We start from the raw sequence: 26,379 nt of genomic DNA on the forward strand, positions 1-26,379 counted from the left end.
CGCTGACGGTCCCGCTCCTCACCGGGCACTTCACCCGCACGGCGAAGGTCCCCGCACCCTCCGAGGGGTGCGGGGACCTTCGCCGTGCGGGTGCGGGTATCCAGCGGACGGCCCACACCGTCGTGGTGTCCGCCCGCCGCCGCGAGCACGGAGAAGCGGCGGGCCGGGACCGGAGGTCGCCCTCCTGATCCCGGCCCGCCGCGACGTGCCCGGTGGCACCGCGTCGCCCCCGGCCCACAGGGACCGGCGGGGCGGAGACCACCGCCGTATCTCACCCGCGCCGCGGGCCACCGGCCTCCCGGCGCGCGGCCAGGGCCGCTTCCGCCCCCGTCACCCCTGCCAGCTGTGCGGGGCCCGGAAGGCCGGGACGCGCTCGGGGCGGTGCCAGCGGGGAGCGGTGCGGTGCGGGCGGGAGCCGCCCGGGCGGCGCTCGTGCCGCTCCGGCGCGGTGGCGCGGGCCAGCAGCACCGCCGTGAGGGCGGCCAGTTCCTCCGGGCCCGCGTGGCCCTTCTCCACCCGCAGGAAGTCAGCCTCGGCGGTGCGGGGGAGGGTGGCGGTGGCGGCGTTCATCGTGGGCTCCGTTTCACTGCGGGACACCGGGATCCGGTGCGGTACGCCGGGGACCGGCAGGGCCGGTGCGGGGCGGTTCACTGGGGCGGGTTGCCGTGCTTGCGGGCGGGCAGGTCGGCGTGCTTGGTGCGCAGCATCGCCAGGGACCTGATCAGCACCTCGCGGGTCTCGGCCGGCTCGATGACGTCGTCGACCAGACCGCGTTCGGCGGCGTAGTACGGGTGCATCAGCTCGGCCTTGTACTCCTTGACCATCGCCGCGCGCATCGCCTCGGGGTCCTCGGCCTCGGCGATCTGCCGCCGGAAGACGACGTTCGCCGCGCCCTCCGCCCCCATGACCGCGATCTCGTTGGTCGGCCAGGCATAGGTGAGGTCGGCCCCGATGGACTGGCTGTCCATGACGATGTAGGCACCGCCGTACGCCTTCCGCAGGATGACCGAGATCCGCGGGACGGTGGCGTTGCAGTAGGCGTAGAGCAGCTTGGCGCCGTGCCGGATGATGCCGCCGTGCTCCTGGGAGACACCGGGCAGGAAGCCCGGCACGTCCAGCAGCGTGACCAGCGGGATGTTGAAGGCGTCGCACATCTGGACGAAGCGTGCGGCCTTCTCGCTGGCCTCGATGTCCAGCACGCCGGCGAGACGCTGGGGCTGGTTGGCGACGATGCCCACGACCTGCCCGTCGAGCCGGGCGAGCGCCACGATGACGTTGGTGGCCCAGCGCTCGTGGACCTCCAGCAGCTCGCCGTCGTCGACGATCTCCTCGATGACCCGCCGCATGTCGTAGGGGCGGTTGCCGTCGGCCGGGACCAGGTCGAGCAGTTCCTCGCCCCGCCGCTCGGCCGGGTCGTCGCTCTCGGCCGCGGGCGGGTTCTCCCGGTTGTTCTGCGGCAGCAGGGAGAGCAGGTAGCGGACCTCGGCGAGGCAGGTCTCCTCGTCGTCGTAGGCGAAGTGGCAGACGCCCGAGGTCTCGGCGTGGACATCGGCGCCGCCCAGGCCGTTCTGGCTGATCTCCTCGCCGGTCACCGCGCGGACCACGTCCGGGCCGGTGATGAACATCTGCGAGGTCTCCCGGACCATGAAGACGAAGTCCGTGAGCGCCGGGGAGTAGGCCGCGCCGCCGGCACAGGGGCCGAGCATCACGGAGATCTGCGGGATCACACCGGAGGCCCGGGTGTTGCGCTGGAAGATGCCGCCGTATCCGGCCAGCGCCGAGACGCCCTCCTGGATACGGGCGCCGGCGCCGTCGTTGAGGGAGACCAGCGGGGCCCCCGCCGCGATGGCCTTGTCCATGATCTTGTGGATCTTGGCGGCGTGGGCCTCGCCCAGCGCGCCGCCGAAGATGCGGAAGTCGTGGGCGTAGACGAAGACGGTCCGGCCCTCGACGGTGCCCCAGCCGGTGATCACGCCGTCGGTGTAGGGCCGCTTGGCCTCCAGGCCGAAGCCGGTGGCGCGGTGCCGGCGGAGGGGCTCCACCTCGTGGAAGGACCCCTCGTCCAGCAGCAGGTCGATGCGCTCCCGGGCGGTCAGCTTGCCCTTGGCCTTCTGCGCCTCGGTCGCCCGGTCACTCGGCCCGCGCCGGACCTGCTCGCGGATGGCGCGCAGTTCCGCCACCCGCCCACGGGCATCGCTCGGGCCGGGCGGCGTCTCGTCCAGAAGGGTCATGTATCGACCCTACGAAACGCCGCACGGGAAACCGGCCGTCGATTCCGTACAGTCTCCGTACCGGATTCCTGGCCGTCTCGCACAGAACGGCCTCCAGGGAGCCGGGCTCCGACTACGGACACTCCGCACCGTTGTGCGGTTCCCATAAAAACGCACGGGCGCCGGACGGACCCGAACCGCACCGGAGACCGTACTTGAACTTTGAATCATCTGCCTCTAGAGTCGACCGCAGTTCCTAGTTGAATCCTGAACAATCTTTCGGAGGCACGTCATGGCCCTGTTCCAGCGCAAGAGCGCCGACGCCCCCGCCGGTACCGGCACCGACCTCTCCGCTCTGACCGGCGACTACACCATCGACCCCGCCCACAGCGAGATCGGTTTCACCGTGCGCCACGCGATGGTGACCAACGTGCGCGGCTCGTTCGGCGACCACGAGGGCCGGCTCCACCTGGACGGTTCCGACCCGTCCCGCTCCACCGCCGCCATCGACGTGCGGATGGCGAGCGTGGACACCGGCAACGCGGACCGGGACGGCCACCTGCGGGGCGCCGACTTCTTCGACACCGACGCCTTCCCGCTGATGACCTTCCGCTCCACCGCGGTGGAGCCCGTGGGTGACGACGTCTACCGCGTCACCGGGGACCTCACCATCAAGGACGTCACCCGTCCGCTCACCGTCGACCTGGAGTTCAACGGCGCGGTCACCGACGCCTTCGGCAGCGAGCGCGTCGGCTTCGAGGGCAGCACCCAGATCCTCCGCACCGAGTGGGGCCTGACCTGGAACGCCGCCATGGAGACCGGTGGTGTGCTGGTCAGCGACAAGGTCAAGCTGACCTTCGACATCTCCGCGGTCAAGTCCGCGCCGGCCGCCTGAGCCCACCGCTTCCGCCGCCCACGCCGCGCGCCCCGCACGCCGCGGACCCGGCGCGCGGGCGTGGGCAGCGGTGACAGCGGTGGCAGCGATGCCGGCGGGGGGCGGCAGCCGCGCGGTTCCCCTCCCCGCGGCTGCCCGCGGCTCGCCGGCAGCCGCGCCCGGGGGCCCTACATCTCCTCGGTCGGCTCCACCCCGGCCCGCAGCAGACCGTAGGTGTAGGCGTCCTCCAGCGCCTGCCAGGAGGCGGCGATGACGTTCTCCGCCACGCCCACGGTGGACCACTCCCCCTCGCCGTCCTCGGTGAGCACCAGCACCCGGGTGGTGGACCCGGTGCCGTGCCGGCCCTCCAGGATGCGGACCTTGTAGTCCGCCAGTTCCATCCCGGCGAGCTGGGGGTAGATCCGCTCCAGCCCCACGCGCAGTGCCCGGTCGAGGGCGTTGACCGGGCCGTTCCCCTCGGCGGTCGCCACGATCCGCTCCCCTTTGGCCCAGAGCTTCACGGTGGCCTCGTTGGCGTGGGTGCCGTCGGGGCGGTCCTCGACGATGGCCCGCCAGGACTCGGTCCGGAAGTGACGGCGGGTCCGTCCGTCCACCTCGGCGCGGAGCAGCAGCTCGAAGGACGCGTCCGCGGCCTCGTAGGTGTAGCCGGCGAGCTCGCGCTCCTTCACCCGCGCCACGACCTTCCCGACCAGGTCACGGTCGCCCCCCAGGTCGATGCCGAGCTCCCGTCCCTTGAGCTCGATGGAGGCGCGGCCCGCCATGTCGGAGACGAGCATCCGCATGGTGTTGCCGACCTGCTCGGGGTCGATGTGCTGGTAGAGGTCCGGATCGACCTTGATGGCGGAGGCGTGGAGACCGGCTTTGTGGGCGAAGGCGGACACGCCCACGTAGGGCTGATGGGTGGAGGGCGTGAGGTTGACGACCTCGGCGATGGCGTGCGAGATCCGGGTCATCTCGGCGAGCGCGCCCCCGGGCAGCACCCGGCGCCCGTACTTCAGTTCCAGCGCGGCGACCACCGGGAAGAGATTGGCGTTGCCGACCCGCTCGCCGTACCCGTTGGCGGTGCACTGCACATGCGTGGCGCCGGCGTCCACGGCGGCCAGGGTGTTCGCCACGGCGCACCCGGTGTCGTCCTGGGCGTGGATACCGAGCCGGGCGCCGGTCGCGGCCAGCACCCCGGCCGTGACCTCCTGGATCCGCGCCGGCAGCATCCCGCCGTTGGTGTCGCAGAGGACGACCACGTCGGCCCCGGCCTCGTGCGCCGCGCGCACCACCTGCTCGGCGTAGCCGGCGTTCGCGCGGTGGCCGTCGAAGAAGTGCTCGCAGTCGACGAAGACCCGGCGGCCCTGGTCGCGCAGGTACGCCACGGTGTCGCGGATCATCGCCAGGTTCTCGTCCAGGGTGGTGCGCAGCGCCAGTTCCACATGGCGGTCATGGGACTTGGCGACCAGCGTGATCACCGGGGCCCCGGACTCCAGCAACGCCCCCACCTGCGGGTCGTCCGCGGCGCGGATGCCCGCCCGGCGGGTGGCGCCGAAGGCGACGAGCTGGGCGTGACGGAAGTCGATCTCGGTCCGGGCGCGCTGGAAGAACTCGGTGTCGCGGGGGTTGGCGCCCGGCCAGCCGCCCTCGATGAAGCCCACGCCGAAGTCGTCGAGATGGCGCGCGATGGTCAGCTTGTCCGCCACGGAGAGGTTGATGCCCTCGCGCTGTGCCCCGTCGCGCAGCGTGGTGTCGAACACGTGGAAGCCGTCCCGGCCGGCCTGGCCGTGCTCGTCCTGGTCGTCGTGGTCGTCGTGGTCACTGTCGCCCCCCGGAACGGGGCCGCTTGCGTCCGTCATGACTCTTCCGAACTCCTGTCGGGTTCTCGGTCTGCCTGAGATCCCCCGTGCTCGAGGGGCACGGGGGAACCGGTTCCACCGTCCTCCACGGGAATCCCCGGCGCTCCGCGTCTCCGGCGAGGGGTGGGGCCGGAAAACGAAAAAACCTCTCGCGGGTGCGAGAGGTCTGCGCGCGGGTCCTGGGACACGGTGTCCGCTGCCGCGGGCCTGCTGCGGTTCAGCGGTCACTGCGGACCGGCGCGCCTGCTGCCAATAATCGTGGCGAACGAGAGCACGGACGCAGTCTCGCACACCCGCCACGGGACGGAGGCCGGTGTCTCAAGATGCGGGCAGTTGTCCGGACAGATCCACCCCGGAGCCGTCCGGCCGCCTCCACCCCCACGGCCGGGGGCACAGACGGCCGGACGGCTCCGGGAACTCCGGGAGCCCCACGAGCCCCGAGGGGCCTGAGAACGTGGGGAACCCCGGCCGTTCAGCACACCTGGTGCATCCAGCCGTGGACGTCGGGCGCGGCACCGGTCTGGATGTCGAGCAGCGCCTTCCGCAGTTCCAGGGTCACCGGGCCGGGCTCGCCGTCACCCACCGTCCAGTTGCCCCGCGTGGACTTCACAGCGCCGACGGGGGTGATGACGGCGGCGGTGCCGCAGGCGAAGACCTCGGTGAGGGAGCCGTCGGCGTTGCCCTCGCGCCAGTCGTCGACGGAGATCCGGCCCTCGGAGACCTCGTAGCCGAGGTCCCCGGCGATCCGGAGCAGCGAGGCGCGGGTGATGCCGGGGAGCAGGGTCCCGGTGAGTTCGGGGGTCACGATGCGCCGCCGGCCGCCCTCCTCGGCGTGGACGAAGTAGAGGTTCATCCCGCCCATCTCCTCGATCCAGCGGCGCTCGACGGCGTCCAGGTAGACCACCTGCGGGCAGCCGTGCTCGGCGGCCTGGGCCTGCGCGAGCAGGGACGCGGCGTAGTTGCCGCCCGCCTTGGCCGCACCGGTGCCCCCGGGGGAGGCGCGGACGTACTCCTCCGTCAGCCAGACGGAGACGGGCTTCACCCCGCCCGGGAAGTACGCCCCGGCGGGCGAGGCGATGACGATGAAGAGGTACTCGTTGGCGGGGCGGACCCCGAGGCCGACCTCGGCGGCGAACATGAACGGCCGCAGGTAGAGGGACTGCTCGCCGGTGCCCGGCACCCAGGCCCGGTCCTGGCTGATCAGCGCGTCCACGGCGGCGAGGAACAGGTCGGTGGGCAGTTCGGGCATGGCCAGGCGGCGCGCGGAGTCGTTGAACCGCCCGGCGTTCTGCTCGGGGCGGAAGGTGGCGACGGAACCGTCGGGGCGCCGGTACGCCTTCAGCCCTTCGAAGATCGTCTGCGCGTAGTGCAGCGTCATGTTGGCCGGGTCGATCGAGAGCGGCGCGTAGGGGACGAGTTCGGCGTCGTGCCAGCCGCGCCCCTCGGTCCACCTGATGGTCACCATGTTGTCGGTGAAGTGGCGGCCGAAGCCGGGGTCGGCCAGGATCGCTTCCCGTTCCCCGGCCGGCAGCGGGTGCGAGGAGGGCTTGAGTTCGATCGTGGGCGTCGTCATGTCTGCTGTCCTTCACCGTGAGTCATGGCGGACCGCGCGCAGCGCCACCGGCAGTTGCTAGGACGTCCGAGTTTCTCTCGTGGAGCGGCCGCTCCACCCGATTATCGCGAATGGCACGGGCCTGAGGAAACCGGTCGTCCCGGACCGGCGGACGGCGCGGGCCGAGGTCGATGATCGCACCCGGTGGCGCTGTGGTCGGCGGGGGCCGGGCGCGGGGGTCACCGGCCGCCCTCCGGTGGCCGCCGGGGGTCACCCGGCGGCCCGGTGCGCGGACCGCTCCGCCCGCGGCCCCGCCCTCGACAGGGGCGGGGCCGCGGGGGCAGTGCGTCAGGGGATACGAGTCCCGGGCGGCGGCGTCAGCCGGATACCCGGCCGGCGAGCGCGTCGCCGATCTCCTCGGTGGTGCGGGGGCCGGCGGAGCCGCGGGCCGCGAGGTCCTCGGTGACCGCGCGCTCGACGCGGGCCGCCTCCTCGCCGTAGCCGAGGTGGTGCAGGAGCAGGGCGACGGAGAGGACGGTGGCGGTCGGGTCGGCCTTGCCCTGGCCGGCGATGTCCGGCGCGGAGCCGTGGACCGGCTCGAACATCGACGGGTAGGCGCCGGCCGGGTTGATGTTGCCGGAGGCCGCGAGGCCGATGCCACCGGTGACGGCGGCGGCCAGGTCGGTGAGGATGTCGCCGAAGAGGTTGTCGGTGACGATGACGTCGAACCGCTCGGGCTGGGTGACGAAGAAGATCGTCGCCGCGTCCACGTGCAGGTAGTCGGTGGTGACCTGCGGGTACTCGGCGCCGACCGCTTCGAAGATCCGCTTCCACAGCCGGCCGGCGTGGACGAGCACGTTGTCCTTGTGGACCAGGGTCAGCTTCCGGCGCGGCCGGGCCGCGGCCCGCTCGTAGGCGTCCCGCACCACGCGCTCGACGCCGAGGGCGGTGTTGAGGCTGACCTCGGTCGCGATCTCGTCGGCGGTGCCGGTGCGCAGCGTCCCGCCGTTGCCCGCGTAGGGCCCCTCGGTGCCCTCGCGCACCACCAGGAAATCGATGTCGGGACGGCCCGCGAGCGGCCCGTCCGTCCCCGGCTGGAGCCGGGCCGGACGGAGGTTGACGTAGTGCTCGAAGGCGAACCGCAGCCGGAGCAGCAGCCCGCGCTCCAGCACCCCGGAGGGCACGGACGGGTCGCCGACGGCGCCGAGCAGGATCGCGTCGTGCCGCCGGAGCGCCTCCAGCTCGGCGTCCGGCAGGGTCTCGCCGGTGGCGTGCCAGCGCTTGGCCCCCAGGTCGTAGGTGCTGGTCTCCAGCTTCACATCCTGCGGGAGTGCGGCGGCCAGGACCTTGAGGCCCTCCGCCACCACCTCTCCGCCGATGCCGTCACCGGGGATCACTGCGAGATCGATGCTGCGCGACATGGCGGGCACCTTACTCCCCGTCCCATTTGATGACATGAGCCGTCCACGATGTGGATAAGGCCGGCCGGGGCGCGTCCCCCTGGGCCGGGCCGCCCCGGTCAGCGGCCGTGGCCGGTGGCGCCGCCGTTGTCCCGGCGGTCCAGGGCACGCTGGAGGGCGGCCGCGGCCTCCTGCCGGGCGGTGGTGTCGGCGGTACGGGAGGCGGAGCGGCGGCGGGCACGGGTGGCGGTGGCGTTCATGACATGTCTCCAATGCGGGAACGGCGGAAGCGGGCGCGACGGGCACGGAAGGCTCCGGGGGAGCACGGGACACGCCGGAAGGGCGGGGGGCTCACACGCGGCAGGGGTCACCTGCGAGGGGCGCGGCCCACATCCACCGTTCGCCGGATCGGCGACAAGCTCGGCTCCCCACAACGCTAAGGCACGCCGGTCGCGCTGTCTCCACAACTAGTCGGACTTCCTACTATCTGAGACGGCGGGGGTGCCCGGCCGAGGCGCGGACCGGGCACCCCGACGCCGCGCGGCGGGCCCGGGCGCACGGGGCACGGGGGCACGGGGGCCTGCCCCCGGCCCGGGACCGGGAGCCCGCCCGGTTCAGGCCGCGTCCGCGCCCCGCTCCCCGCCGCCGCCCGCCGCGGGGGCGGCGACCCGCAGCTCCGTCCGCTCCGTGACGCCGTTCACCGTCACCGACAGCGTCGCCTTTCCCGGGCGCAGCGCGGTGAGCACCCCGGTGGCGGGGTCGTACGCGGCGACGTGCCGGGGCCCGGCGCCGTCCGCGGGGCCGATACGCAGCCGTGGCGAGCCGGTCCAGTCGGCGCTCAGCGGGAAGCCCACCGGTACCGCGCGGGCCGTGCCGCCCTCGCCCTGGAGGACGGTGGCGGTGACCCGGGCCGTGGAGCCGGCGGGCAGCCCGGCGGGGCCGTCGAGCCGCAGGCCGTCGACGTGCGGGCGGGTCTGGACGGTCAGCCAGTCCGGTCCGCCCTCCCACGGCCGCTGCCGGGCGCGGTCCCGTTCCGCCTCGCTCACCCGGTCGACGCCGGCCAGGGACCAGCCGGTGAAGCCTCCCCGGCCGGGCGGGGCCGCGGGCGCCTTGCCGCTGTTCCCGTTCACCAGGCACGGCACCCCGTCGGTCCGCGAGGCGTGGAAGACACCGGCGTGGCCGGTGATCAGCGCGGCCCCCTTGCCGGAGGCCCGCCGGAACCCGGCGAGCCAGCTCTCCAGCAGCGCGGCCTCCTTGGGGTCGGAGAGCTGTGAGGCCCGCTGCGGGGTGGGGTCACGGGGCGGTACGTGCTGCACGACCACCACGGACCCCACCGCCGCGTCCCGGGCGGCGCGGTCCAGCTCGGCGCGGAGTCCCCGGAGCTGGCCGAGGCCGCCGCCGCGGAGGGACAGGGAGGAGGTGTCCAGGGTGAGGAACCGGGTGCCCCGGTGGTCGAGGACGCGGTGGGCCGGGCCGAACTCCCGCTCGAAGAGTTCCGTCGAGCCGCCCATCACCTCGTGGTTGCCCGGCACATACGTCCACTCCACCGCGTCCCCGAGTTCCTCCTCCAGCACCCGCCGGGCGAGGGCGAGGTCGGCGGCCGATCCCTCGTCCACCAGATCGCCGTTGACCAGCACCAGGTCGGGCGCGGCGGCCCGGATCTCGCGCAGGGTGCGGCGGGCCTGCCGCACGATCGGCCCGTCCGGGTCCCGCGCGGTGAACTGCGCGTCGGACAGGACGGCGAACCGCCAGTCACGGCGGGCGGTCTCCGCGCCCGTCCCGATCAGCCGGTCCGGCACCGGCCCGGCGGCGGGCAGGTCGACGTCCGGCGGGACCAGGGCGGTGAGACCGTCGAGCACCACCTCGCCGGTGTACTGCCGCAGCGGGTCGGTCTCGGCCAGGTACAGGCGGCGCACCCGCAGCGGGTGGACCGTGCCCGGCGGCACCGCGAACTCCACCTGCCGCCATCCGGTCCAGGTGACGAACGGGGCGCGCAGCACCAGGTCGGTGTTCTGCGCGTCGAGGAGGTGGAGGGAGGGCCAGGCGCCGTGACCGTCCCCCTTGAGCCACAGGCGGAAGGCCTGCGGCTGCCCCGCCACCGGGACGGGCTCGGGCGGGTTGGCGTAGGCGGCCCGGGTGGCGGTGGAGCGGGTGAAGTCGTAGGCCAGGCGCAGGCCGGTGCCGTCCCGGCCGTCCGGGTCCGGGGCGACGGATCCCTCGGCGCGGGCCTGGGAGAAGGTCCAGCGGCCGGCGTCGTCGAAGGCGGCGACCGTACGTTCCGTCAGCCCGACGGTGACGCCGACCACGGCCGTCCGGCCCCCCGCGGTCGCCTCGATACGGCCCGAACCGCCGTCCCGTTTCGCCGTCACCGTGAAGGAGCCACGGCCGTCGGGGACGACGGTGAACAGCGAGCGGTCGTACTCCAGGGCCACATCGGCCGGTTCGACGGGGGCCTCCGTGCCCTGCGCGTCCAGGCCGGTGAGGCCGAACACGCCGGTGGCGTCCGCGTCGGCCAGCCCGACCCGGGGGGTGGTGGGGACGATCCGGTCGAGCGGCCCGATCACGCTCAGCGCCACGCTCCCCCGGGCCGCGCCGAGCCGTGCCTCCACCTCGGCGGTGCCGGACCGCCGCGCGGTGAACACGCCCGCCCCGTCGACCCGGCCGGCCGCGCCGGCTCCCCCGGGCCGCACCGTCCACCGTGGCCGGCCCGCCGCGGGCCCGTAGGTCTCGTCGTGGACGGTGGCGCGCAGACTCCGGGTGAGGCCGGGGAAGACCCGGTCGGGCCGGCCACCGCGGACCGGGCCGGTGGTGGGGGCGTCCCCGGCGGCGGTGGCGGTCTCCACCCGGATGCCCGCCGGGCGTCCGCCGCCCGTGGGCACGGTGACGGCCAGGCCGTTGGCCACCGGGCGCTCCCGCCCGTCCGACGGGCTGTTCTCCAGCCGGGGGGCGGACTCGCCCGCGGCCCGGGCGAGCAGGGTGGAGGAGCCGCCGCCGTCCAGGTTGAGCGCGTTGTGCGCACCCAGCTCCCGCATCATGCGGCCCAGCTGGGTGAGGGTGACCCCGCCGCTGTCCGCCTGCCGGCCGTCCACGGTGAGGACGTGCACGGTGGAGCCGTCGCGGGAGAAGCCCACGGCGGTGCGGGGCGCCGCAGCGTTGTTCGGCCTCCCCTCCCAGTCCTGCGGCTCACCGTCGACGACGACCAGCCCGCGGCCGCCCACCGCCGTGCGCGGCACGGGTCCGCCCCCGGTCCGCGGCCGGTACTCCACCCCGGCCCGGTCGCCCGGTGCCAGCGCGGCGAGGGCGCCGGCGCCGGCCTCCCGGCCCAGCAGCACGGTGGTCCCCTCCTCGACCCGCCCGCCGGGCGTGGTGCGGACCTCACGGACCACGCCGCCGGCGAGGACGACCTCGGTGACGCGCTCCGCCCCGGCGACGGCCTGGGCGCGGTCGGCGCCGCCCCACTGCGGGGTGTAGAGGGCGATGCCCCCGGCCGGCACCGACGCGGGGTTGTAGGCGTCCAGGGGCCGGTCACCGGCGGGGAGGGTGAGCGTGCCGTCGAAGTACAGGTCGAGGATCCGGCCCGCGTCGTCCGGGCCGAACCCCGCGACCGTGCGGTTGGCCCCGCCGGGGGCGGTGACGAACGCCCCGTCGCGCAGGCCGGGGCCGAGCGGCGCCCCCGTGCCGAGGTCGAAGAAGTCGGCGTTGACGGCGGCCACGGTGGTCCGCCCCGGGCCGGGGTCGTGCGCGGAGACCAGGGCGGAGACGGTGCCGGGCCGGGTCACCTCCCCGGAGGAGAGGTGGTCCACGCGGGCACCGCCGCGCAGGTCGACGGAGAGGGCGTCGGCGCGCAGCCAGGCACCGGGGGTCAGCCGGTCGAAGGAGGTGAGGTCGACGCCGGGCGCCACGGGCCGGGTGGTGCGCGAGGTCTCCAGCGCGCCGTCCGGCTCAGCGGCCGTCCCGGGCCGTTCCGCCGCACCGGCGCCGGTGGGCGTCCCCGCGGGCGGCGGCGCGACGGGACGGAGGACGTCCGCCCGGGTGAGCGGGCGCGGATCGGTGTCCGCGGCGGCGGCCGGCGGCACGGCGCCGAGGAGGAGCGCGGCAGCGGTCGCGAGGACCACCCCGGTGACACCCGCGGCGGGACCGCGCCGCAGGCGGATGGCGGCGCGGACGGCGGCGGTGCGTCCGGTGGGGCGGGCGGTGGAGCGGGCGGTGGAGCGGGCGGTGGCGGTGCGTCCGGCGGCCCGGGCGGTGGAGCGACCACCGGTGGCGGTGCGTCCGGCGGCGGGACGGGCGCCGGTGGCCCCGGCCGCGGAGCCGGGGCCCGCGGTGCGGGCGGTGGGTCCGGCACGGCCGGCGCTTTCGGCGCGGGCGGCGCTTCCGTGGCGGGCGGCGGACATGCTTCCCCCTGTCCCGGCCGGGCCCTGCGGACGGCCCGGTCCTGCCGACAGGTTCCCGCGCGGGCCGGTGGCCCGCCAGACCACCTCCGCCGCGACGCGGCCCGGGGAGCCACCGCCGATGGTGGCCGCGGCCCTGGCCTTGGGCGGTGGCACCGGCCGTGGCCGTGGCCGTGGCGCCAACGGTGGCCGGGACGAGGCGATCCACCGTGGTCACGCGGACGCGCGCTCCGGGCCCCGTGACGGGGCCGTCGCGCGCGGCCCCGGCGGAGGGCCCGGGTCGGCCACGGCCACGGGTCGGGTCCGCGCAGGCCGTGGCGGCCTCTGGGACGAGCGCGCGGGGCCGGAAGGGGCCGAGGAACACGCGGACTGCGGGCGGCCAGGGGGCGGCGGACCGCAGAAACGAGCGCGGGACCTCCGCCACGGCTGAACAGGCCCCGGCCGGAGCCCGGCCGGGGTCTCCGGTGACGGTGCCCCATCCGGCAGACGGGGTCCGCGCACCTCCCGGCGCGCGAACCCCGTCCTCCCCGGACACACCCTGTCGCCCCCCGGCACCCCGCCACCCGGGGCCCCGCGCCGGACCGCCGGGGCCCGGCCGCCCGGGCGGCGGCTGATCCCGCCCGGCCGACGGTGCCGGATGGCGGACGGCGGGTGCCTGGCAGCGGAGGGCGGGGGGCGCCCGCGGCGTTGCCCGGCGTCCGAAAGGCCTCCGCGCCGGCCGGGCACACCACCCGGCCGCCGCGCGCGAAGGCCGTGACCCGCGGAGTTCGTGACCGCGGAGGCCGTGCCCCGCGAAGGCCGTGCCCCGCGAAGGCCGTGCCCCGCGAAGGCCGTAACGCGCCGTCAGCCCATGTGGGGGTACCGGTAGTCCACCGGCGGCACCAGGGTCTCCTTGATGGAACGGGTCGAGGTCCAGCGGAGGAGGTTCTGCAGGGACCCGGCCTTGTCGTTGGTGCCGGAGGCACGCCCGCCGCCGAACGGCTGCTGGCCCACGACGGCGCCGGTCGGCTTGTCGTTGATGTAGAAGTTGCCCGCGGCGTACCGCAGCTTCTCGCAGGTGGCGGCCGCGGCGGCGCGGTCGTTCGCGATGACGGCGCCGGTCAGCGCGTACGGCGCGACCGACTCCATCTGCTCCAGCATCGCGTCGTAGGCGTCGTCCTCGTAGACGTGGACGCCGAGGATCGGGCCGAAGTACTCGTCGCGGAAGATCTCGTTCGAGGGGTCGGTGGAGACCAGCACGGTCGGGCGGACGAACCAGCCCTCGCTGTCGTCGCAGGTCCCGCCGGCCAGCACCTCGATCGTCGGGTCCGTCCCGGCGCGGTCGATGGCGGCCTTGTTCTTGGCGAACGCCCGCTCGTCGATGACCGCGGAGAGGAAGTTCGACAGATCCGCCACGTGCCCCATGGGCAGCCCGTCGACCTCGGCGGCCAGCTCCTCGCGCAGCCCGTTCTCCCACAGCGACCGCGGGATGTAGGCGCGCGAGGCGGCGGAGCACTTCTGGCCCTGGTATTCGAACGCGCCGCGTACCAGCGCGGTCCGCAGCACCGCGGGGTCGGCGGAGGGGTGGGCGACGACGAAGTCCTTGCCGCCCGTCTCGCCGACCAGCCGCGGGTAGGTGCGGTAGCCGCCGATGTTCTCGCCGACCGTCTTCCACAGGTACTGGAAGGTCCTGGTCGAGCCGGTGAAGTGGATGCCCGCGAGGTCGGGGTGGGCCAGGGCCACCTCGGAGACGGCCACGCCGTCACCGGTGACGAGGTTGATGACACCCGGCGGCAGACCCGCCTCCTCCAGCAGCCGCATCAGCAGGACGGCCGCGTGGGTCTGCGTCGGCGACGGCTTCCACACCACCACGTTGCCCATCAGCGCGGGGGCGGTGGGCAGGTTGCCCGCGATGGCCGTGAAGTTGAACGGGGTGATCGCGTAGACGAACCCCTCCAGCGGCCGGTGGTCGGAGCGGTTCCACACCCCGGGGGAGTTGGCCACCGGCTGCTCGGCGAGGATCTGCCGCGCGTAGTGGACGTTGAAGCGCCAGAAGTCGATCAGCTCGCAGGGGGTGTCGATCTCCGCCTGCTGCGCGGTCTTGGACTGGCCGAGCATGGTGGACGCGGCGAGCGTCTCCCGCCACGGCCCGGCCAGCAGCTCGGCGGCGCGGAGGAAGACGGCCGCGCGGTCGTCGAAGGAGAGCGCCCGCCAGGCCGGGGCCGCGGCGAGGGCGGCGTCCACCGCGTCCCGCGCGTCCTCGGCCGTGGCCTGCGCGGCGGTGCCCAGGCGCGCCCGGTGCTCGTGCGGCTGGACGACGTCGAAACGCTCGCCGCCGCCCATCCGGCGGGCGCCGCCGATGGTCATGGGCAGGTCGATCGGGTGGTCCGCCAGCTCCTTGAGCTTGGCCTCCAGCCGCCGGCGCTCGGGGCTGCCGGGTGCGTAGCTGTGCACCGGCTCGTTCACCGGCGCGGGGACCTGGGTGACAGCGTCCATGATGGCTGTTCTCTCCTCAGTCTTTCGGGAGTCTGTTCGGGGTCTTGCTCGCGGGTTCCGCTCGGGGCGCGGGGTCGGTTCGGGCAGGTCGATCGGGGCCGGCAGGGGACCCCGGCCGGAGCCGGGCGCCGCCCGGTGTCAGGGGCGCCCCACGGCCGTCCTCCGCCGGCGCCGCGCGGGGTCAGCCGCGGCCGGCGAGGGAGCGCAGGAAGAAGGCGACGTTCGCCGGGCGCTCGGCGAGCCGGCGCATGAAGTAGCCGTACCAGTCGGTGCCGTACGGGACGTAGGTGCGTACCCGGTGGCCCTCGGCCGCCAGGCGCTCCTGCTCCCCCACCCGGATGCCGTACAGCATCTGGAACTCGTACGCGCCGGGCTTGCGGCCGGCCCGCCGGGCGAGCTCCTCACCGATGGCGATCAGGCGCGGGTCGTGCGAGCCGATCATGGGGTATCCCTGCCCGGTCATGAGGACCCCCAGACAGCGGACGAACGCCCGGTCCACCTCCGCCCGCCGCTGATACGCCACGCTCGCGGGCTCCCGGTACGCGCCCTTCACCAGCCGGACGCGGGAACCCTCCCCGGCCAGCGCGCGGCAGTCGTCCTCGGTGCGGAAGAGGTAGGACTGGAGCACCGCGCCCGTCTGCGGGAAGCGGCGCCGCATCTCGCGGAGGACGGCGAGGGTGGAGTCCACGGTGGTGTGGTCCTCCATGTCCAGGGTGACGGTGGTACCGGCCTCGGCGGCCGCCTCCACCACCGGGGTGACGTTGGCCAGCGCCAGGTCGTGCCCGCCGGGCAGCGCCTGGCCGAAGGCGGAGAGCTTGACCGACATCTCGGCGCGCTCCCCCAGGCCCAGCCCGGCCAGTCCCTCGCAGAGCGCCAGATAGGCGTCCCGGTTGCGGCGCGCCTCCGCCGGATCGGTGATGTCCTCGCCCAGGTGGTCGAGGGTGACCTCCAGGCCGCGGCCGGTGAGGTCCCGGACGGCGGCCAGCACGTCGGGCAGCGCCTCCCCCGGGACGTAACGGTCCACGACGGGGCGGGTGACGGGCGCCGACGACACCAGACGGCGGACACGGCCGCTGCGCGCGGCGGCGAGGAGCACGGGTCCCAGCACGGGGCACCTCCGGGGCGTACGGCCTCCGGCGGGTACGCCGGGGGCGGGGAGAACCTGTGAGCACCGTAGGGACGGCGGGCGCGGGGCCGCCATCGACAGCTGTCACGTCCCCGCGGCCGCCCTCTCAGACAGTTGTATGAGGCAGGGGCGACAATGGCCGCAGGAACGGGAAAGGCGGGGCCATGCGCGGCGACTACCAGCAGTTGGTCGATGAGATCTCGGCGGTCCTGGCCGCCCCCGCCACCCTGGAGGACCGCGGCTTCCGCCTGATCGCCTTCGGGGCGCACGAGGCGCCGGAGGGCGACGACAGGCCGGGCGGCCCGGTGCTGGACCCGGTCCGCACCCGCTCGATCCTGCACCGGCGGTCCACCACCGCGGTGCGCGACTGGTTCGAGGCGTTCGGGATCAGCCGGGCCACCGGGCCGCTGCGCATCCCCGCCGATCCCTCCGCCGGGGTCCTCATCGGCCGGATCTGCCTCCCGGTCCGCCACCGGGGCGTGGTCCACGGCTATGTCTGGCTGCTCGACGACGGGCACCTGGCGGATCTGGAGACGGGCGCCGGCGGCGGGCCGCCCGACCCCCGGCTCGCCCAGGCCATGGAGACGGCCGGCCGGATCGGGGAACTGCTCGCCGCCGAGGCGCGGGCCGGCGCCGAACGTGGGGAGCTGCTGGAGGACCTGCTCACCGCGCGGACCGCGGCCCGCGACGCGGCGCGCGCCGGGCTGCGGAGCAGACTGGGCGGCGCGGCGGACGGGACGCTGTACCTCGCCGCGGTCGTCCCCTGGGACCCGGCGGGGGCGGAGGGTGACGGCGGCGAACCGGTGCCGGGGCTGTCCGGACTGCCGGGGGCGCTCGCCGTCCGCGCCGTCCCCGGCCAGGGACTCGCCGTGCTGACGTGTCCGGCCCCCGCCACCGGCGCCCCGGCGCAGGCGGCGGTGGAGCGGCTGCTCCGCTCACCCCGGGCGGCGGGCGCCGCGGCGGGCGTCGGCGCGCCGCGGGAGGGGCTGGACGAGCTGGAGCGGGCCTGGTGGGAGGCGCGGGCCGCGGCCCGGGCGGCGCGGGCCGAGCCGCGACTGGGTCCGGTCGCCCGGTGGGAGGCCATCGGGCCGTACCGGACGCTGGCGGAGCTGCCACCGGGGGGCGCCCCCGACGCGGCGGTGGCCGCGCTGTTCCGCCCGGCCCACGCCGAACTGGCCCGTACGGCGGAGGTCTACCTCGACCACGCCGGCCAGGCGGGCCGGGCGGCGGCCGCGCTGGCCGTCCACCGGCAGACGCTCTACTACCGGCTGTCCCGGGTGGAGCGGCTGACGGGGCTCGACCTCGCCGACGGCGAGCACCGGCTGCTGCTCCACATGGCGCTCAAACGCGCCCGGCTGTGAGGACAGGCGGCGGCCGAGGACCGGAGGTAGCCGAGGACCGGCAGCCGCCGGGGACCGGCGCGTGCCCGCGCCCCCGCTACGACACCGCCGGGCCGCCCCGAAGAGGGCGGCCCGGCGGTGGACGCGGGAAGTCGGCCAGGCGGGCCGGCGCGTGGCACGTGGCGCGTGCGCGCACGCCCGCCCGGCCCGCGGCGGCTCAGTCCGCGAGGTTGACCGCGCGCGCCGAGGTGGCGCCGGTCTCCTCGGCGATCTCGGTGAGCACCGTCTGCGGAACGCTGTCGTCCACCGTCAGTACGGCCAGCGCCTCGCCGCCCTGGGCGGCCCGCGCGACCTGCATCCCGGCGATGTTCAGCCCGGCCTCGCCCAGGATGCGGCCGAGGGTGCCGATCACGCCCGGCCGGTCGGCGTAGCGCAGGAAGACCATGTGGTCGGCGAGCGCCACATCCACGCTGTGCTCACCCACCGAGACGATCTTCTGGACGTGCTTGGGGCCGGCCAGCGTGCCGGAGACCGAGATCTCCTCGCCGCCGGTGAGGGTGCCGCGCACCGTGACGACATTGCGGTGGTCGGGGGACTCCGACCCGGTGGTGAGCCGGACCTCGACCCCGCGCTCCTGCGCGAAGAGCGGCGCGTTGACGTAGGACACCGTCTCGTCGACCACGTCCTCGAAGACGCCCTTGACGGCGGAGAGCTCCAGTACCTTCACGTCGTGCTGGGTGATCTCGCCGTAGACCTCGACGTCGAGCCGGACGGCCACCTCGCCCGCGAGGGCCGTGAAGATCCGGCCCAGCCGCTCGGCGAGCGGCAGCCCCGGGCGGACGTCCTCGGCGATCACGCCGCCCTGGACGTTCACCGCGTCCGGGACCAGCTCACCGGCGAGGGCCAGCCGCACCGAGCGGGCGACGGCGATGCCCGCCTTCTCCTGGGCCTCGCCCGTGGAGGCGCCCAGGTGCGGGGTCGCCACGACGTTGTCGAACTCGAAGAGCGGGGAGTCCGTGCAGGGCTCCTTGGCGAAGACGTCCAGGCCCGCCGCCGCGACCCGGCCCTCCTTGAGGGCGCTGGCCAGCGCGGTCTCGTCGACGATGCCGCCGCGCGCCGCGTTGACGATGCGGACCTCCGGCTTGACCTTGCGCAGCGCCTCGTCCCCGATGAGCCCGAGGGTCTCCGGGGTCTTCGGCAGATGGACGGTGATGAAGTCCGAGACCTCCAGCAGCTCGTCCAGCGAGAGCAGCTTGACCCCCATCTGGGCGGCGCGGGCCGGCTGAACGTAGGGGTCGTAGGCGACGACCCGCATGCCGAAGGCGGACATCCGCTGGGCGACCAGCACGCCGATCCGGCCCAGGCCCACCACGCCCAGGGTCTTCTCGGCCAGCTCGACGCCGGTGTACTTGCTCCGCTTCCACTCGCCGTTCTTCAGGGCGGAGTTGGCCTGCGGGATGTTGCGGGCCGTGGCGAGGATCAGGCCGCAGGCGAGTTCGGCGGCGGTGACGATGTTGGAGGTCGGGGCGTTGACCACCATCACGCCGGCCTTGGTGGCGGCGGAGACGTCGACATTGTCCAGGCCGACACCGGCGCGCGCGATCACCTTCAGCTTCCGCGCGGCGGCGATCGCCTCGGCGTCGACCTTGGTGGCGCTGCGGACCAGGATCGCGTCCACCTCGGCGATGGCGGGGAGCAGCTCGCCCCGGTCGGCGCCGTTGCAGTGACGGATCTCGAAGTCGGGTCCGAGAGCGTCGACCGTGGCCGGCGACAGCTCCTCAGCGATCAGTACGACAGGTTTCGGGCTCACGTGGTCCTCAGTCCTCACTTGTCCTTGACGGACGGCCGTCCCGACGGCCGAAGGCGGTGAAGGGGGCAGCCGCGTGGAAGACGCACGACGCTGTGAGCCTGACGCGCTTGTGTCTGCAGTGTATCCGCGTGCGGGTACGCGGCCCGCGCCTCCACGAAAGATCCCCCCGGTGGAGTGTGCCCCGCCCGGGGGAACCCCGTGGCGTGAACGGCGTTACCCGTCCGCCCGGTTGGACGGACGGGTTCCGGGCGGCGTGGCGGCCACGCCGCCCGGGACCGGTACGCCGGCGGGCGGGAGCACGGCCCGGGGCCGCACCCGCTCGGCGTACCGCGCCGCGGAGGCGTCACGCCTGCTCGTCGACCCAGCTCATCAGCTTGCGGAGCTCCTTGCCGGTGGTCTCCAGCTTGTGGTCGGCGTCGGCCTTCTTGTACTGGTTGTACTTGGGCAGGCCGGAGTGGTACTCCTCCATCCAGTTCCGGGCGAAGCTGCCGTCCTGGATCTCGGCCAGCACCTTCTTCATCTCGGCCTTGGTGGCGTCGTTGACGATGCGCGGCCCGGTGATGTAGTCGCCCCACTCGGCGGTCTCGGAGACCGACCAGCGCATCTTCTCCAGACCGCCCTCGTACATGAGGTCCACGATGAGCTTCAGCTCGTGCAGGCACTCGAAGTAGGCGATCTCCGGCTGGTAGCCGGCCTCGACCAGGGTTTCGAAGCCCGCCTTCACCAGCGCCGAGGCGCCGCCACAGAGCACCGCCTGCTCGCCGAAGAGGTCGGTCTCGGTCTCCTCGGTGAAGGTCGTCTTGATGACCCCGGCACGGGTGCCGCCGATGCCCTTGGCGTAGGACAGGGCCAGCGCGAAGGCGTTCCCGGAGGCGTCCTGCTCGACGGCCGCGATACACGGCACGCCGCGGCCCTCCTCGTACTGGCGGCGGACGAGGTGACCGGGGCCCTTGGGGGCGACCATGCAGACGTCGACACCGGCCGGGGGCTGGATGAAGCCGAAGCGGATGTTGAAGCCGTGGCCGAAGAAGAGGGCCTTGCCCTCGCCGAGGTGGTCCTTCACGGACTCCTCGTAGACCTGGGCCTGGATCGGGTCCGGCACCAGGATCATGATGACGTCGGCCTCGGCCGCGGCCTCGGCGGGGGTCACCACGCGCAGCCCCTGCTCCTCGGCCCTGGGGCGGGACTTGGAACCCTCGGGGAGGCCGACGCGGACGTCGACGCCCGAGTCGCGCAGCGACAGCGCGTGGGCGTGGCCCTGGCTGCCGTACCCCAGCACCGCCACCTTGCGGCCCTGGATGAGGGAGAGGTCGGCGTCGTCGTCGTAGAACAGCTCGGCCACTTCGGGTATCTCCTTGATGTTCCTGTCGTGCTTCGGTGTGTGCTGTTTTCTTCTGCGGTTCCCGCGGTTCCCCGCGGTTCCCCGCGGTTCCCCGCGGTCCCGCACGTGTGCGTCGTCCTGCCCACGGCGTGTTCCGCGGGTGTGCCATCCTGCCCGCGCCGCGTGCCGGCGGGTCCCGCCGGGTGCGTCCGGCGCGTCCCGGCGCGGCCGCGGGGTGCGGCCCCACCGTATGCCGATGGACGGCGCCGGGGCGGGGGGTCTCGCTATGCGGATCGGTCCAGCGCGCGCAGCGACCGGTCCGTGATGGAGCGGGCGCCGCGGCCGATGGCGATCGTGCCGGACTGGACCAGTTCCTTGATACCGAAGGGGTCCAGCATCCGGAGCATGGCCTCCAGCTTGTCACTGCTGCCCGTCGCCTCGATGGTGACGGCCTCGGGGGAGACGTCGACGGTCTTGGCGCGGAAAAGCTGCACGATCTCGACGATCTGCGAGCGCGTCTCGTTGTCCGCCCGGACCTTCACCAGGACGAGTTCCCGCTGCACCGCCGAGCCGGGTTCCAGCTCGACGATCTTCAGCACGTTGACGAGCTTGTTGAGCTGCTTGGTGACCTGCTCCAGCGGCAGCGACTCGACGTTCACCACGATGGTGATCCGGGAGATGTCCGGGTGCTCGGTGACGCCGACGGCCAGCGAGTCGATGTTGAATCCCCGCCGGGAGAACAGCGCGGCGATCCGGGCCAGGATGCCGGGGGTGTTCTCCACCAGGACGGAGAGGGTGTGCTTGGTCATGGGGCTGGGTCTCTCTTCTTCTCGCGCGGGCCGCACGGACCGGGTGACCCGGCAGAGCCGGGCCGGCCCGCGCGGCCCGCGGCCCGGGACCGGGCTCGCGGATCCGGGGGATCAGTCGTCTTCGCCGTCGCCGAAGTCGGGACGGACGCCGCGCGCCGCCATGACCTCGTCGTTGGAGGTGCCGGCCGCCACCATCGGCCAGACCATCGCGTCCTCGTGGACGATGAAGTCCACGACGACGGGCCGGTCGTTGATCGAGTTGGCCTTCTCGATGACGGCGTCCAGCTGCTCCGGGTTCTCACAGCGCAGTCCGACACACCCCATGGCCTCGGAGAGCTTCACGAAGTCGGGGACCCGCGTGCCCTGGGAGGCCGCCGCGCCGTCCGTCGGGACGGTCCCGGAGTGCAGCGCGGTGTGGGAGTACCGCTGGTTGTAGAAGAGGGTCTGCCACTGGCGGACCATGCCCAGAGCGCCGTTGTTGATGATCGCGACCTTGATCGGGATGTTGTTCAGCGCGCAGGTGGCCAGCTCCTGGTTGGTCATCTGGAAGCAGCCGTCGCCGTCGATGGCCCAGACGGTGGAGCCGGGGAGGCCGGCCTTGGCGCCCATGGCGGCCGGGACGGCGTAGCCCATCGTCCCCGCGCCGCCGGAGTTGAGCCAGGTGCCCGGCTTCTCGTAGCGGATGAAGTGCGAGGCCCACATCTGGTGCTGGCCGACGCCCGCGGTGTAGACGGTGCCGTCCGGGGCGAGTTCGCCGATGCGCTGGATGACCTGCTGCGGCGAGAGGCTGCCGTCCTCCGGCAGGTCGTATCCGAGCGGGTAGGTGTCCCGCCAGCGGTTGAGGCTGGTCCACCAGTCGCGGTAGTCGCCCGCGCGGCCCTCCTCGTGCTCGGCCTGCACGGCGACGATCAGATCGGCGATGACCTCGCGGGCGTCGCCGACGATCGGCACGTCCGCCGTGCGGTTCTTGCCGATCTCCGCCGGGTCGATGTCGGCGTGCACCACCTTGGCGAACGGCGCGAAGGAGTCCAGCTTGCCGGTGACGCGGTCGTCGAAGCGGGCGCCGAGGGCGATGATCAGGTCGGCCTTCTGCAGCGCGGTGACGGCGGTCACGGAACCGTGCATCCCCGGCATGCCCACGTGCAGCGGGTGGCTGTCGGGGAACGCGCCCAGCGCCATCAGGGTGGTGGTGACCGGCGCCCCGGTCAGCTCGGCGAGCACCCGCAGCTCAGCCGTGGCGCGGGCCTTCAGCACCCCGCCGCCGACGTACAGCACGGGACGGCGGGCCTGGGAGATGAGCTTGGCCGCCTCCCTGATCTGCTTGGCGTGCGGCTTGGTGACCGGCCGGTAGCCCGGCAGTTCGACGGGCGCGGGCCAGGTGAAGGTGGTCTTCGCCTGGAGGGCGTCCTTGGCGATGTCCACCAGGACCGGGCCGGGGCGGCCGCTCGCCGCGATGTGGAAGGCCTCGGCGATGGTGCGGGGGATCTCGTCGGCGTCGGTGACGAGGAAGTTGTGCTTGGTGATCGGCATGGTGATGCCGCAGATGTCCGCCTCCTGGAAGGCGTCCGTGCCGATGGCCCGGGAGGCCACCTGGCCGGTGATCGCGACCAGCGGGACGGAGTCCATGTGGGCGTCGGCGATGGGGGTGACCAGGTTGGTGGCGCCGGGGCCGGAGGTGGCCATGCAGACGCCGACCTTGCCGGTGGCCTGCGCGTAGCCGGTGGCGGCGTGGCCCGCGCCCTGCTCGTGCCGGACCAGGACGTGCCGGACCCGGGAGGAGTCCATCAGCGGGTCGTACGCCGGGAGGATGCAGCCGCCGGGGATGCCGAACACCGTGTCCGCGCCCACCTCCTCAAGAGACCGGATGAGGGACTGCGCGCCCGTGACGTCCTTCTCGACGGTGCTGCTGGAGGGGGCACCGCCACGGGGCCGGGGGTGCGGGTGCGGGACCCCGGTGGCCTGCTCGGTCATCGGCATTCTCTTTCCGAGATGGTCTGTCTGGGTTTGTTCCGGTTTGTGGTCACCGGTGCAACAAAAAACCCCTCGTGCCGCGAGGCAAGCGAGGGGAGCGCGCCGGTGTGGTCAGCAGGCGTGGTGCGGGACCTGCTTCAGCCGACGCGCTGTCCAAGTACGAGGATTCGGGTGCGCATGGCTCCGACTCTTCCCCGGCCCGCGGGGAGTGTCAAGTGGGTGGGACCGGCGTCTCACTATTCGAGCGGAGCGCCGTACCGGGCATGGTGTCCCGTGTCCCCTCCCACGGCTCCCCGCCCAGCGAGTGCCTCGGCACCGCCTGTACCTCCGGGACCAGCAGGGACGGCGTCCCCGCCCGGCCCGCGGGCACGGTTTCGCGGAGTCCTCCCGCGCCGGCGTGCGGCACCGGGTAGCCGCCGCGCGCCAGCGCGCGGCGCAGCCGGTACTCGTCGACCGGCCCCGAGAAGGCCATGCCCTGGCCATGGGTGCAGCCCAGGGAACGCAGCGCGGCCACCTGTTCGGGCCGGTCCACGCCGTCGGCGACCGTCTCCAGACCCAGATCGGCCGCGATCCTCAGCAGCCCGGCGGTGATCTTGTGGGCGCGCGGGGACTCCACCAGGCCCTCGACCAGCTCGCGGTCGAGCCGGAGCACGTCCACCGGCAGCCGGCGCAGCGCGCTGATCGCGGCGTAGCCGCTGCCGAAGGCGTCCAGGGCGATCCGGACCCCGAGCCTGCGCAGGGCGGCGAGACGGCGCTCCAGCTCGTCCAGCGGGACCTTGGGGTCGCCGCCGGAGAGTTCGATGACGAGCCCGCCGGAGGGCAGCCCGTGCCGGCTGAGCAGCGATTCGACCGTACCCAGCGGCATGGTGCGGTCCATCAGCCGGGCCGCGGAGAGCCGGACGGTCACCGGGACGGGGTATCCGGCACGGTGCCGGGCCGCCGCCTGCTCCACGGCGTGCTCCAGGAGCCAGCGGTCCAGCTCGGCGCCGCGGTCGCCGCCCTTGCCCTTGCCGGGCTCCGGGACCCGCAGGAACTCCGCGGGGGCGAAGAGGATGCCCTGCGCGGACCGCCAGCGGGCCTGCGCGGAGAGAGCGCTGAGCCGGCCGCCGACCAGCTCCACCACCGGCTGGTGGAGCAGAGCGAACTCACCGTCGTCGAGCGCGGCACGGAGCCGGCCGGCCAGTTCGGTCCGGCGGACCACTTCCTCCTGCATCGCCGGGACGTAGAGCTCGACCCGGTCCTTGCCGGCGGCCTTCGCGCGGTACATCGCGAGGTCGGCGTTGCGCATCAGCGTGCCGGGGCTGATGCCTGGTTCGGCGAAGGCGACACCGATCGAGGCCGCCACCCGGACCTCGGTGCCGGCGACCCGGTAGGGCTCGGACAGCGCCAGCCGGAGCCGGTCGGCGATCTCGGAGATGCGCAGCTCGCAGTCGGCCCGGTTCCGGCAGCCGTCCCCGAGGATGAGGGCGGCGAACTCGTCGCCCCCGAGGCGGGCGGCGGTGTCCCCGGCCCGTACGGATTCCCGCAGCCGGCGGGCCGCGTGGATCAGCAGTTCGTCACCGGCCTGGTGGCCGATGGTGTCGTTGACCGCCTTGAAGCCGTCGAGGTCGATGAAGAGCACGGCGGTGCCGGGGTCGGTGGACCGGCGGCCGCCGAGGGCGCGGCGCACCCGCTCGGTGAAGAGGGCCCGGTTGGGGAGGTCGGTCAGCGGGTCGTGCTCGGCGCTGTGCCTCAGCTGCGCCTGGAGACGGACCCGCTCGGTGACGTCACGGCTGTTGAAGATCAGCCCGCCCTCGTGCCGGTTGACGGTGGACTCGACGTTGAGCCAGGCGCCGCCGGCGGCGCGCCCTCCTCCCGCGCGGAACCGGCACTCGATCCGGGTGGTGGGCTCGGTCTCCGGCGGTGCCGAGAGCAGCCGCCCGACCTCGCGCATCACGCCGTCCACGTCCTCGGGATGGATCAGCGAGGAGAGCCGGGAGCCGACCAGGTCCTCCGGACCGATGCCGTAGACCCCGGCCGCGGCCGGGGAGACGTAGCGCAGGGTGCCGCTGGGGGTCGCGATCATGATGACGTCGCTCGACCCCTGCACCAGCGAGCGGAAGTGGCTCTCCTGGTAGGCCAGTTCCTGGGTGAGGGAGATGTTGTCCATCAGCATGATGCCCTGGCGCACGACGAGGGCGAGCACGACGGTGCAGGCCGTGACGATCACGACGGGGTCGACCCGGTCGCCGGCGATCACGGTTTGCAGGATGCCCAGGGTGCAGACGGCGGCGGCGAGATACGGCGCGAGCGCGGCGAGCGAACCGGCGAAGGGCATGCCGCCGGGGTAGGGCGCCGTGCCGTCGCGGACGGCGGCGTGGGTACGGCGCTCCCGCTCCTCCTCGGCCTTGTCGTGCCGGCCGACCCAGGGGGCGTAGGCGAGCAGCAGGGATCCGGTGAACCAGCCCGCGTCCAGCAACTGCCCGGAATGGTAGCCCTCACGGAAGAGGGGTGAGGTGAAGAGGGCGTCGCACAGGACGGTCAGCGCGAGCGCGGCGATGGCGGTGTTGATGGCGCTGCGGTTCGGCGAGGACCGCCGGAAGTGCAGCACGAGCACCATGCTCACCAGCGCGATGTCGAGCAGCGGATAGGCCAGGGCGAGGGCGGTCTGGGCCACGCTGCCGCCGGGCCCGTCCGCGGCGTGCGCCAGCGCCAGGCTCCAGGAGAGGGTGAGCAGCGAGCCGCCGATGAGCCAGGCGTCCAGCCCCAGGCAGACCCAGCGGGCCCTCGTCACGGGGCGCTTGGCCAGGACCAGCAGGCCGACGATGGCGGGCGGCGCGAAGAGCAGGAAGCAGTAGTCCGCGGCCGAGGGCTCGGGCACCGGCCGGCCCAGCACCACCTCGTACCAGCCCCAGACGAAGTTCCCCGCGGCGGCCATCACCGAGGAGAGCGCGAACAGCAGCCAGGCCGGGCGCTGGCAGGGGCGGATCCGGGCATAACAGGCGCAGGACACGGCGGCGACGAGGGCGGCCGCGCTGAGACCGAAGTCCCCCATGGCCAGGGCGAGGGTCGGGGACCCCCAGCCGAGGGCGGCGCCGGTGGCGTATCCGGCGCAGGCCAGCGCGAAGAACAGCTGCGGGAGGAGCCCTCTGCGGAGTCCGGGGGCCGCCGCCCCCCGGGCGCTCACCGGACCCCCCAGGGCGGTGTTGTCCTGCGGTGCGGTTCGCCCCTCCGGGGCCCGGGGGCCGGCTGTCGCCGG

At 74.2% G+C, this 26,379-nt stretch carries 17 protein-coding genes; 3 read left to right on the forward strand and 14 right to left on the reverse strand.

What is annotated here, in order from left to right:
- The coding region (locus HCK00_RS27020; RefSeq protein ID WP_206320703.1) for a hypothetical protein at nucleotides 1–188 on the forward strand (188 nt) is incomplete at its 5' end.
- Between the two features lie 142 nt (nucleotides 189–330).
- Here the strand turns inward: HCK00_RS27020 and HCK00_RS21275 are convergent.
- Both HCK00_RS21275 and HCK00_RS21280 read right to left on the reverse strand, forming a co-directional pair.
- Nucleotides 331–570, reverse strand: a complete 240-nt coding sequence (locus HCK00_RS21275; RefSeq protein ID WP_168103630.1) for an acyl-CoA carboxylase epsilon subunit — start codon at nucleotides 568–570, stop codon at nucleotides 331–333.
- A 77-nt stretch (nucleotides 571–647) separates the two neighbouring features.
- Nucleotides 648–2,231 carry an acyl-CoA carboxylase subunit beta gene (locus tag HCK00_RS21280; protein ID WP_168103631.1) on the reverse strand — a complete coding sequence of 528 codons (1,584 nt, stop codon included), beginning with the start codon at nucleotides 2,229–2,231 and terminating at the stop codon, nucleotides 648–650.
- Between the two features lie 271 nt (nucleotides 2,232–2,502).
- Between HCK00_RS21280 and HCK00_RS21285 the strand changes: the two genes are divergently transcribed.
- Entirely contained in the window at nucleotides 2,503–3,105 is a 603-nt protein-coding gene (locus HCK00_RS21285; protein WP_168103632.1) for a YceI family protein, read from the forward strand.
- A 167-nt stretch (nucleotides 3,106–3,272) separates the two neighbouring features.
- On the opposite strand, the gene cimA is transcribed toward HCK00_RS21285, so the two are convergent.
- The 7 genes from cimA to HCK00_RS21320 form a co-directional block, all read right to left on the reverse strand.
- Complete coding sequence (gene cimA, locus HCK00_RS21290; RefSeq protein WP_168103633.1) at nucleotides 3,273–4,946, reverse strand: citramalate synthase; 1,674 nt, start codon at nucleotides 4,944–4,946, stop codon at nucleotides 3,273–3,275.
- A 472-nt stretch (nucleotides 4,947–5,418) separates the two neighbouring features.
- Nucleotides 5,419–6,519 (reverse strand): branched-chain amino acid aminotransferase, encoded by a 1,101-nt coding sequence (locus HCK00_RS21295; protein WP_168103634.1) that lies wholly within the window; start codon nucleotides 6,517–6,519, stop codon nucleotides 5,419–5,421.
- A gap of 356 nt (nucleotides 6,520–6,875) precedes the next feature.
- On the reverse strand, nucleotides 6,876–7,919 hold the full coding sequence (locus tag HCK00_RS21300) for a 3-isopropylmalate dehydrogenase (RefSeq protein WP_168103635.1): 1,044 nt from the start codon (nucleotides 7,917–7,919) through the stop codon (nucleotides 6,876–6,878).
- 98 nt (nucleotides 7,920–8,017) lie between these two features.
- The gene (locus HCK00_RS21305; protein WP_168103636.1) at nucleotides 8,018–8,158 is read right to left on the reverse strand and encodes a hypothetical protein; all 141 of its coding nucleotides are present in this window, start codon (nucleotides 8,156–8,158) and stop codon (nucleotides 8,018–8,020) included.
- Nucleotides 8,159–8,512: 354 nt separating this feature from the next.
- Nucleotides 8,513–12,292, reverse strand: coding sequence for a phosphodiester glycosidase family protein (locus HCK00_RS21310; protein WP_240965908.1), 3,780 nt, complete (start codon nucleotides 12,290–12,292; stop codon nucleotides 8,513–8,515).
- Between the two features lie 840 nt (nucleotides 12,293–13,132).
- Nucleotides 13,133–14,764, reverse strand: coding sequence for an L-glutamate gamma-semialdehyde dehydrogenase (gene pruA, locus HCK00_RS21315; RefSeq protein WP_168103637.1), 1,632 nt, complete (start codon nucleotides 14,762–14,764; stop codon nucleotides 13,133–13,135).
- Nucleotides 14,765–14,945: 181 nt separating this feature from the next.
- Nucleotides 14,946–15,872 (reverse strand): proline dehydrogenase family protein, encoded by a 927-nt coding sequence (locus HCK00_RS21320; protein ID WP_168103638.1) that lies wholly within the window; start codon nucleotides 15,870–15,872, stop codon nucleotides 14,946–14,948.
- 182 nt (nucleotides 15,873–16,054) lie between these two features.
- Here HCK00_RS21320 and HCK00_RS21325 point away from each other — a divergent pair, with 182 nt between their 5' ends.
- A complete protein-coding gene (locus HCK00_RS21325; RefSeq protein WP_168103639.1) occupies nucleotides 16,055–17,251 on the forward strand; it encodes a helix-turn-helix domain-containing protein in 1,197 nt (398 codons plus the stop codon).
- Nucleotides 17,252–17,447: 196 nt separating this feature from the next.
- Here HCK00_RS21325 and serA read toward each other — a convergent pair whose 3' ends face one another.
- The 5 genes from serA to HCK00_RS21350 all read right to left on the reverse strand — a co-directional run bounded on the left by serA (nucleotide 17,448) and on the right by HCK00_RS21350 (nucleotide 26,307).
- The gene (serA, locus tag HCK00_RS21330) at nucleotides 17,448–19,040 is read right to left on the reverse strand and encodes a phosphoglycerate dehydrogenase (RefSeq protein WP_168103640.1); all 1,593 of its coding nucleotides are present in this window, start codon (nucleotides 19,038–19,040) and stop codon (nucleotides 17,448–17,450) included.
- Between the two features lie 343 nt (nucleotides 19,041–19,383).
- A complete protein-coding gene (gene ilvC / locus HCK00_RS21335) occupies nucleotides 19,384–20,382 on the reverse strand; it encodes a ketol-acid reductoisomerase (protein ID WP_168103641.1) in 999 nt (332 codons plus the stop codon).
- 263 nt (nucleotides 20,383–20,645) lie between these two features.
- On the reverse strand, nucleotides 20,646–21,170 hold the full coding sequence (gene ilvN, locus HCK00_RS21340) for an acetolactate synthase small subunit (RefSeq protein WP_168103642.1): 525 nt from the start codon (nucleotides 21,168–21,170) through the stop codon (nucleotides 20,646–20,648).
- A gap of 111 nt (nucleotides 21,171–21,281) precedes the next feature.
- Nucleotides 21,282–23,147, reverse strand: a complete 1,866-nt coding sequence (locus HCK00_RS21345) for an acetolactate synthase large subunit (protein WP_168103643.1) — start codon at nucleotides 23,145–23,147, stop codon at nucleotides 21,282–21,284.
- Between the two features lie 205 nt (nucleotides 23,148–23,352).
- On the reverse strand, nucleotides 23,353–26,307 hold the full coding sequence (locus tag HCK00_RS21350) for a putative bifunctional diguanylate cyclase/phosphodiesterase (RefSeq protein WP_375781990.1): 2,955 nt from the start codon (nucleotides 26,305–26,307) through the stop codon (nucleotides 23,353–23,355).
- Nucleotides 26,308–26,379: the final 72 nt, after the last annotated feature.

Origin of the sequence: Streptomyces zingiberis, from assembly GCF_012034935.1 — a bacterium.
GTDB lineage: Bacteria > Actinomycetota > Actinomycetes > Streptomycetales > Streptomycetaceae > Streptomyces > Streptomyces zingiberis.

Excerpts from the sequence above, each read along its gene's own strand:
- ilvN (WP_168103642.1), bottom strand. The coding sequence starts at position 21,170 with ATGACCAAGCACACCCTCTCCGTCCTGGTGGAGAACACCCCCGGCATC.
- HCK00_RS21285 (WP_168103632.1), top strand. The coding sequence starts at position 2,503 with ATGGCCCTGTTCCAGCGCAAGAGCGCCGACGCCCCCGCCGGTACCGGC.
- cimA (WP_168103633.1), bottom strand. The coding sequence starts at position 4,946 with ATGACGGACGCAAGCGGCCCCGTTCCGGGGGGCGACAGTGACCACGAC.
- HCK00_RS21305 (WP_168103636.1), bottom strand. The coding sequence starts at position 8,158 with ATGAACGCCACCGCCACCCGTGCCCGCCGCCGCTCCGCCTCCCGTACC.
- HCK00_RS21300 (WP_168103635.1), bottom strand. The coding sequence starts at position 7,919 with ATGTCGCGCAGCATCGATCTCGCAGTGATCCCCGGTGACGGCATCGGC.
- HCK00_RS21345 (WP_168103643.1), bottom strand. The coding sequence starts at position 23,147 with ATGCCGATGACCGAGCAGGCCACCGGGGTCCCGCACCCGCACCCCCGG.
- HCK00_RS21280 (WP_168103631.1), bottom strand. The coding sequence starts at position 2,231 with ATGACCCTTCTGGACGAGACGCCGCCCGGCCCGAGCGATGCCCGTGGG.
- HCK00_RS21275 (WP_168103630.1), bottom strand. The coding sequence starts at position 570 with ATGAACGCCGCCACCGCCACCCTCCCCCGCACCGCCGAGGCTGACTTC.
- HCK00_RS21310 (WP_240965908.1), bottom strand. The coding sequence starts at position 12,292 with ATGTCCGCCGCCCGCCACGGAAGCGCCGCCCGCGCCGAAAGCGCCGGC.
- HCK00_RS21325 (WP_168103639.1), top strand. The coding sequence starts at position 16,055 with ATGCGCGGCGACTACCAGCAGTTGGTCGATGAGATCTCGGCGGTCCTG.
- pruA (WP_168103637.1), bottom strand. The coding sequence starts at position 14,764 with ATGGACGCTGTCACCCAGGTCCCCGCGCCGGTGAACGAGCCGGTGCAC.
- HCK00_RS21295 (WP_168103634.1), bottom strand. The coding sequence starts at position 6,519 with ATGACGACGCCCACGATCGAACTCAAGCCCTCCTCGCACCCGCTGCCG.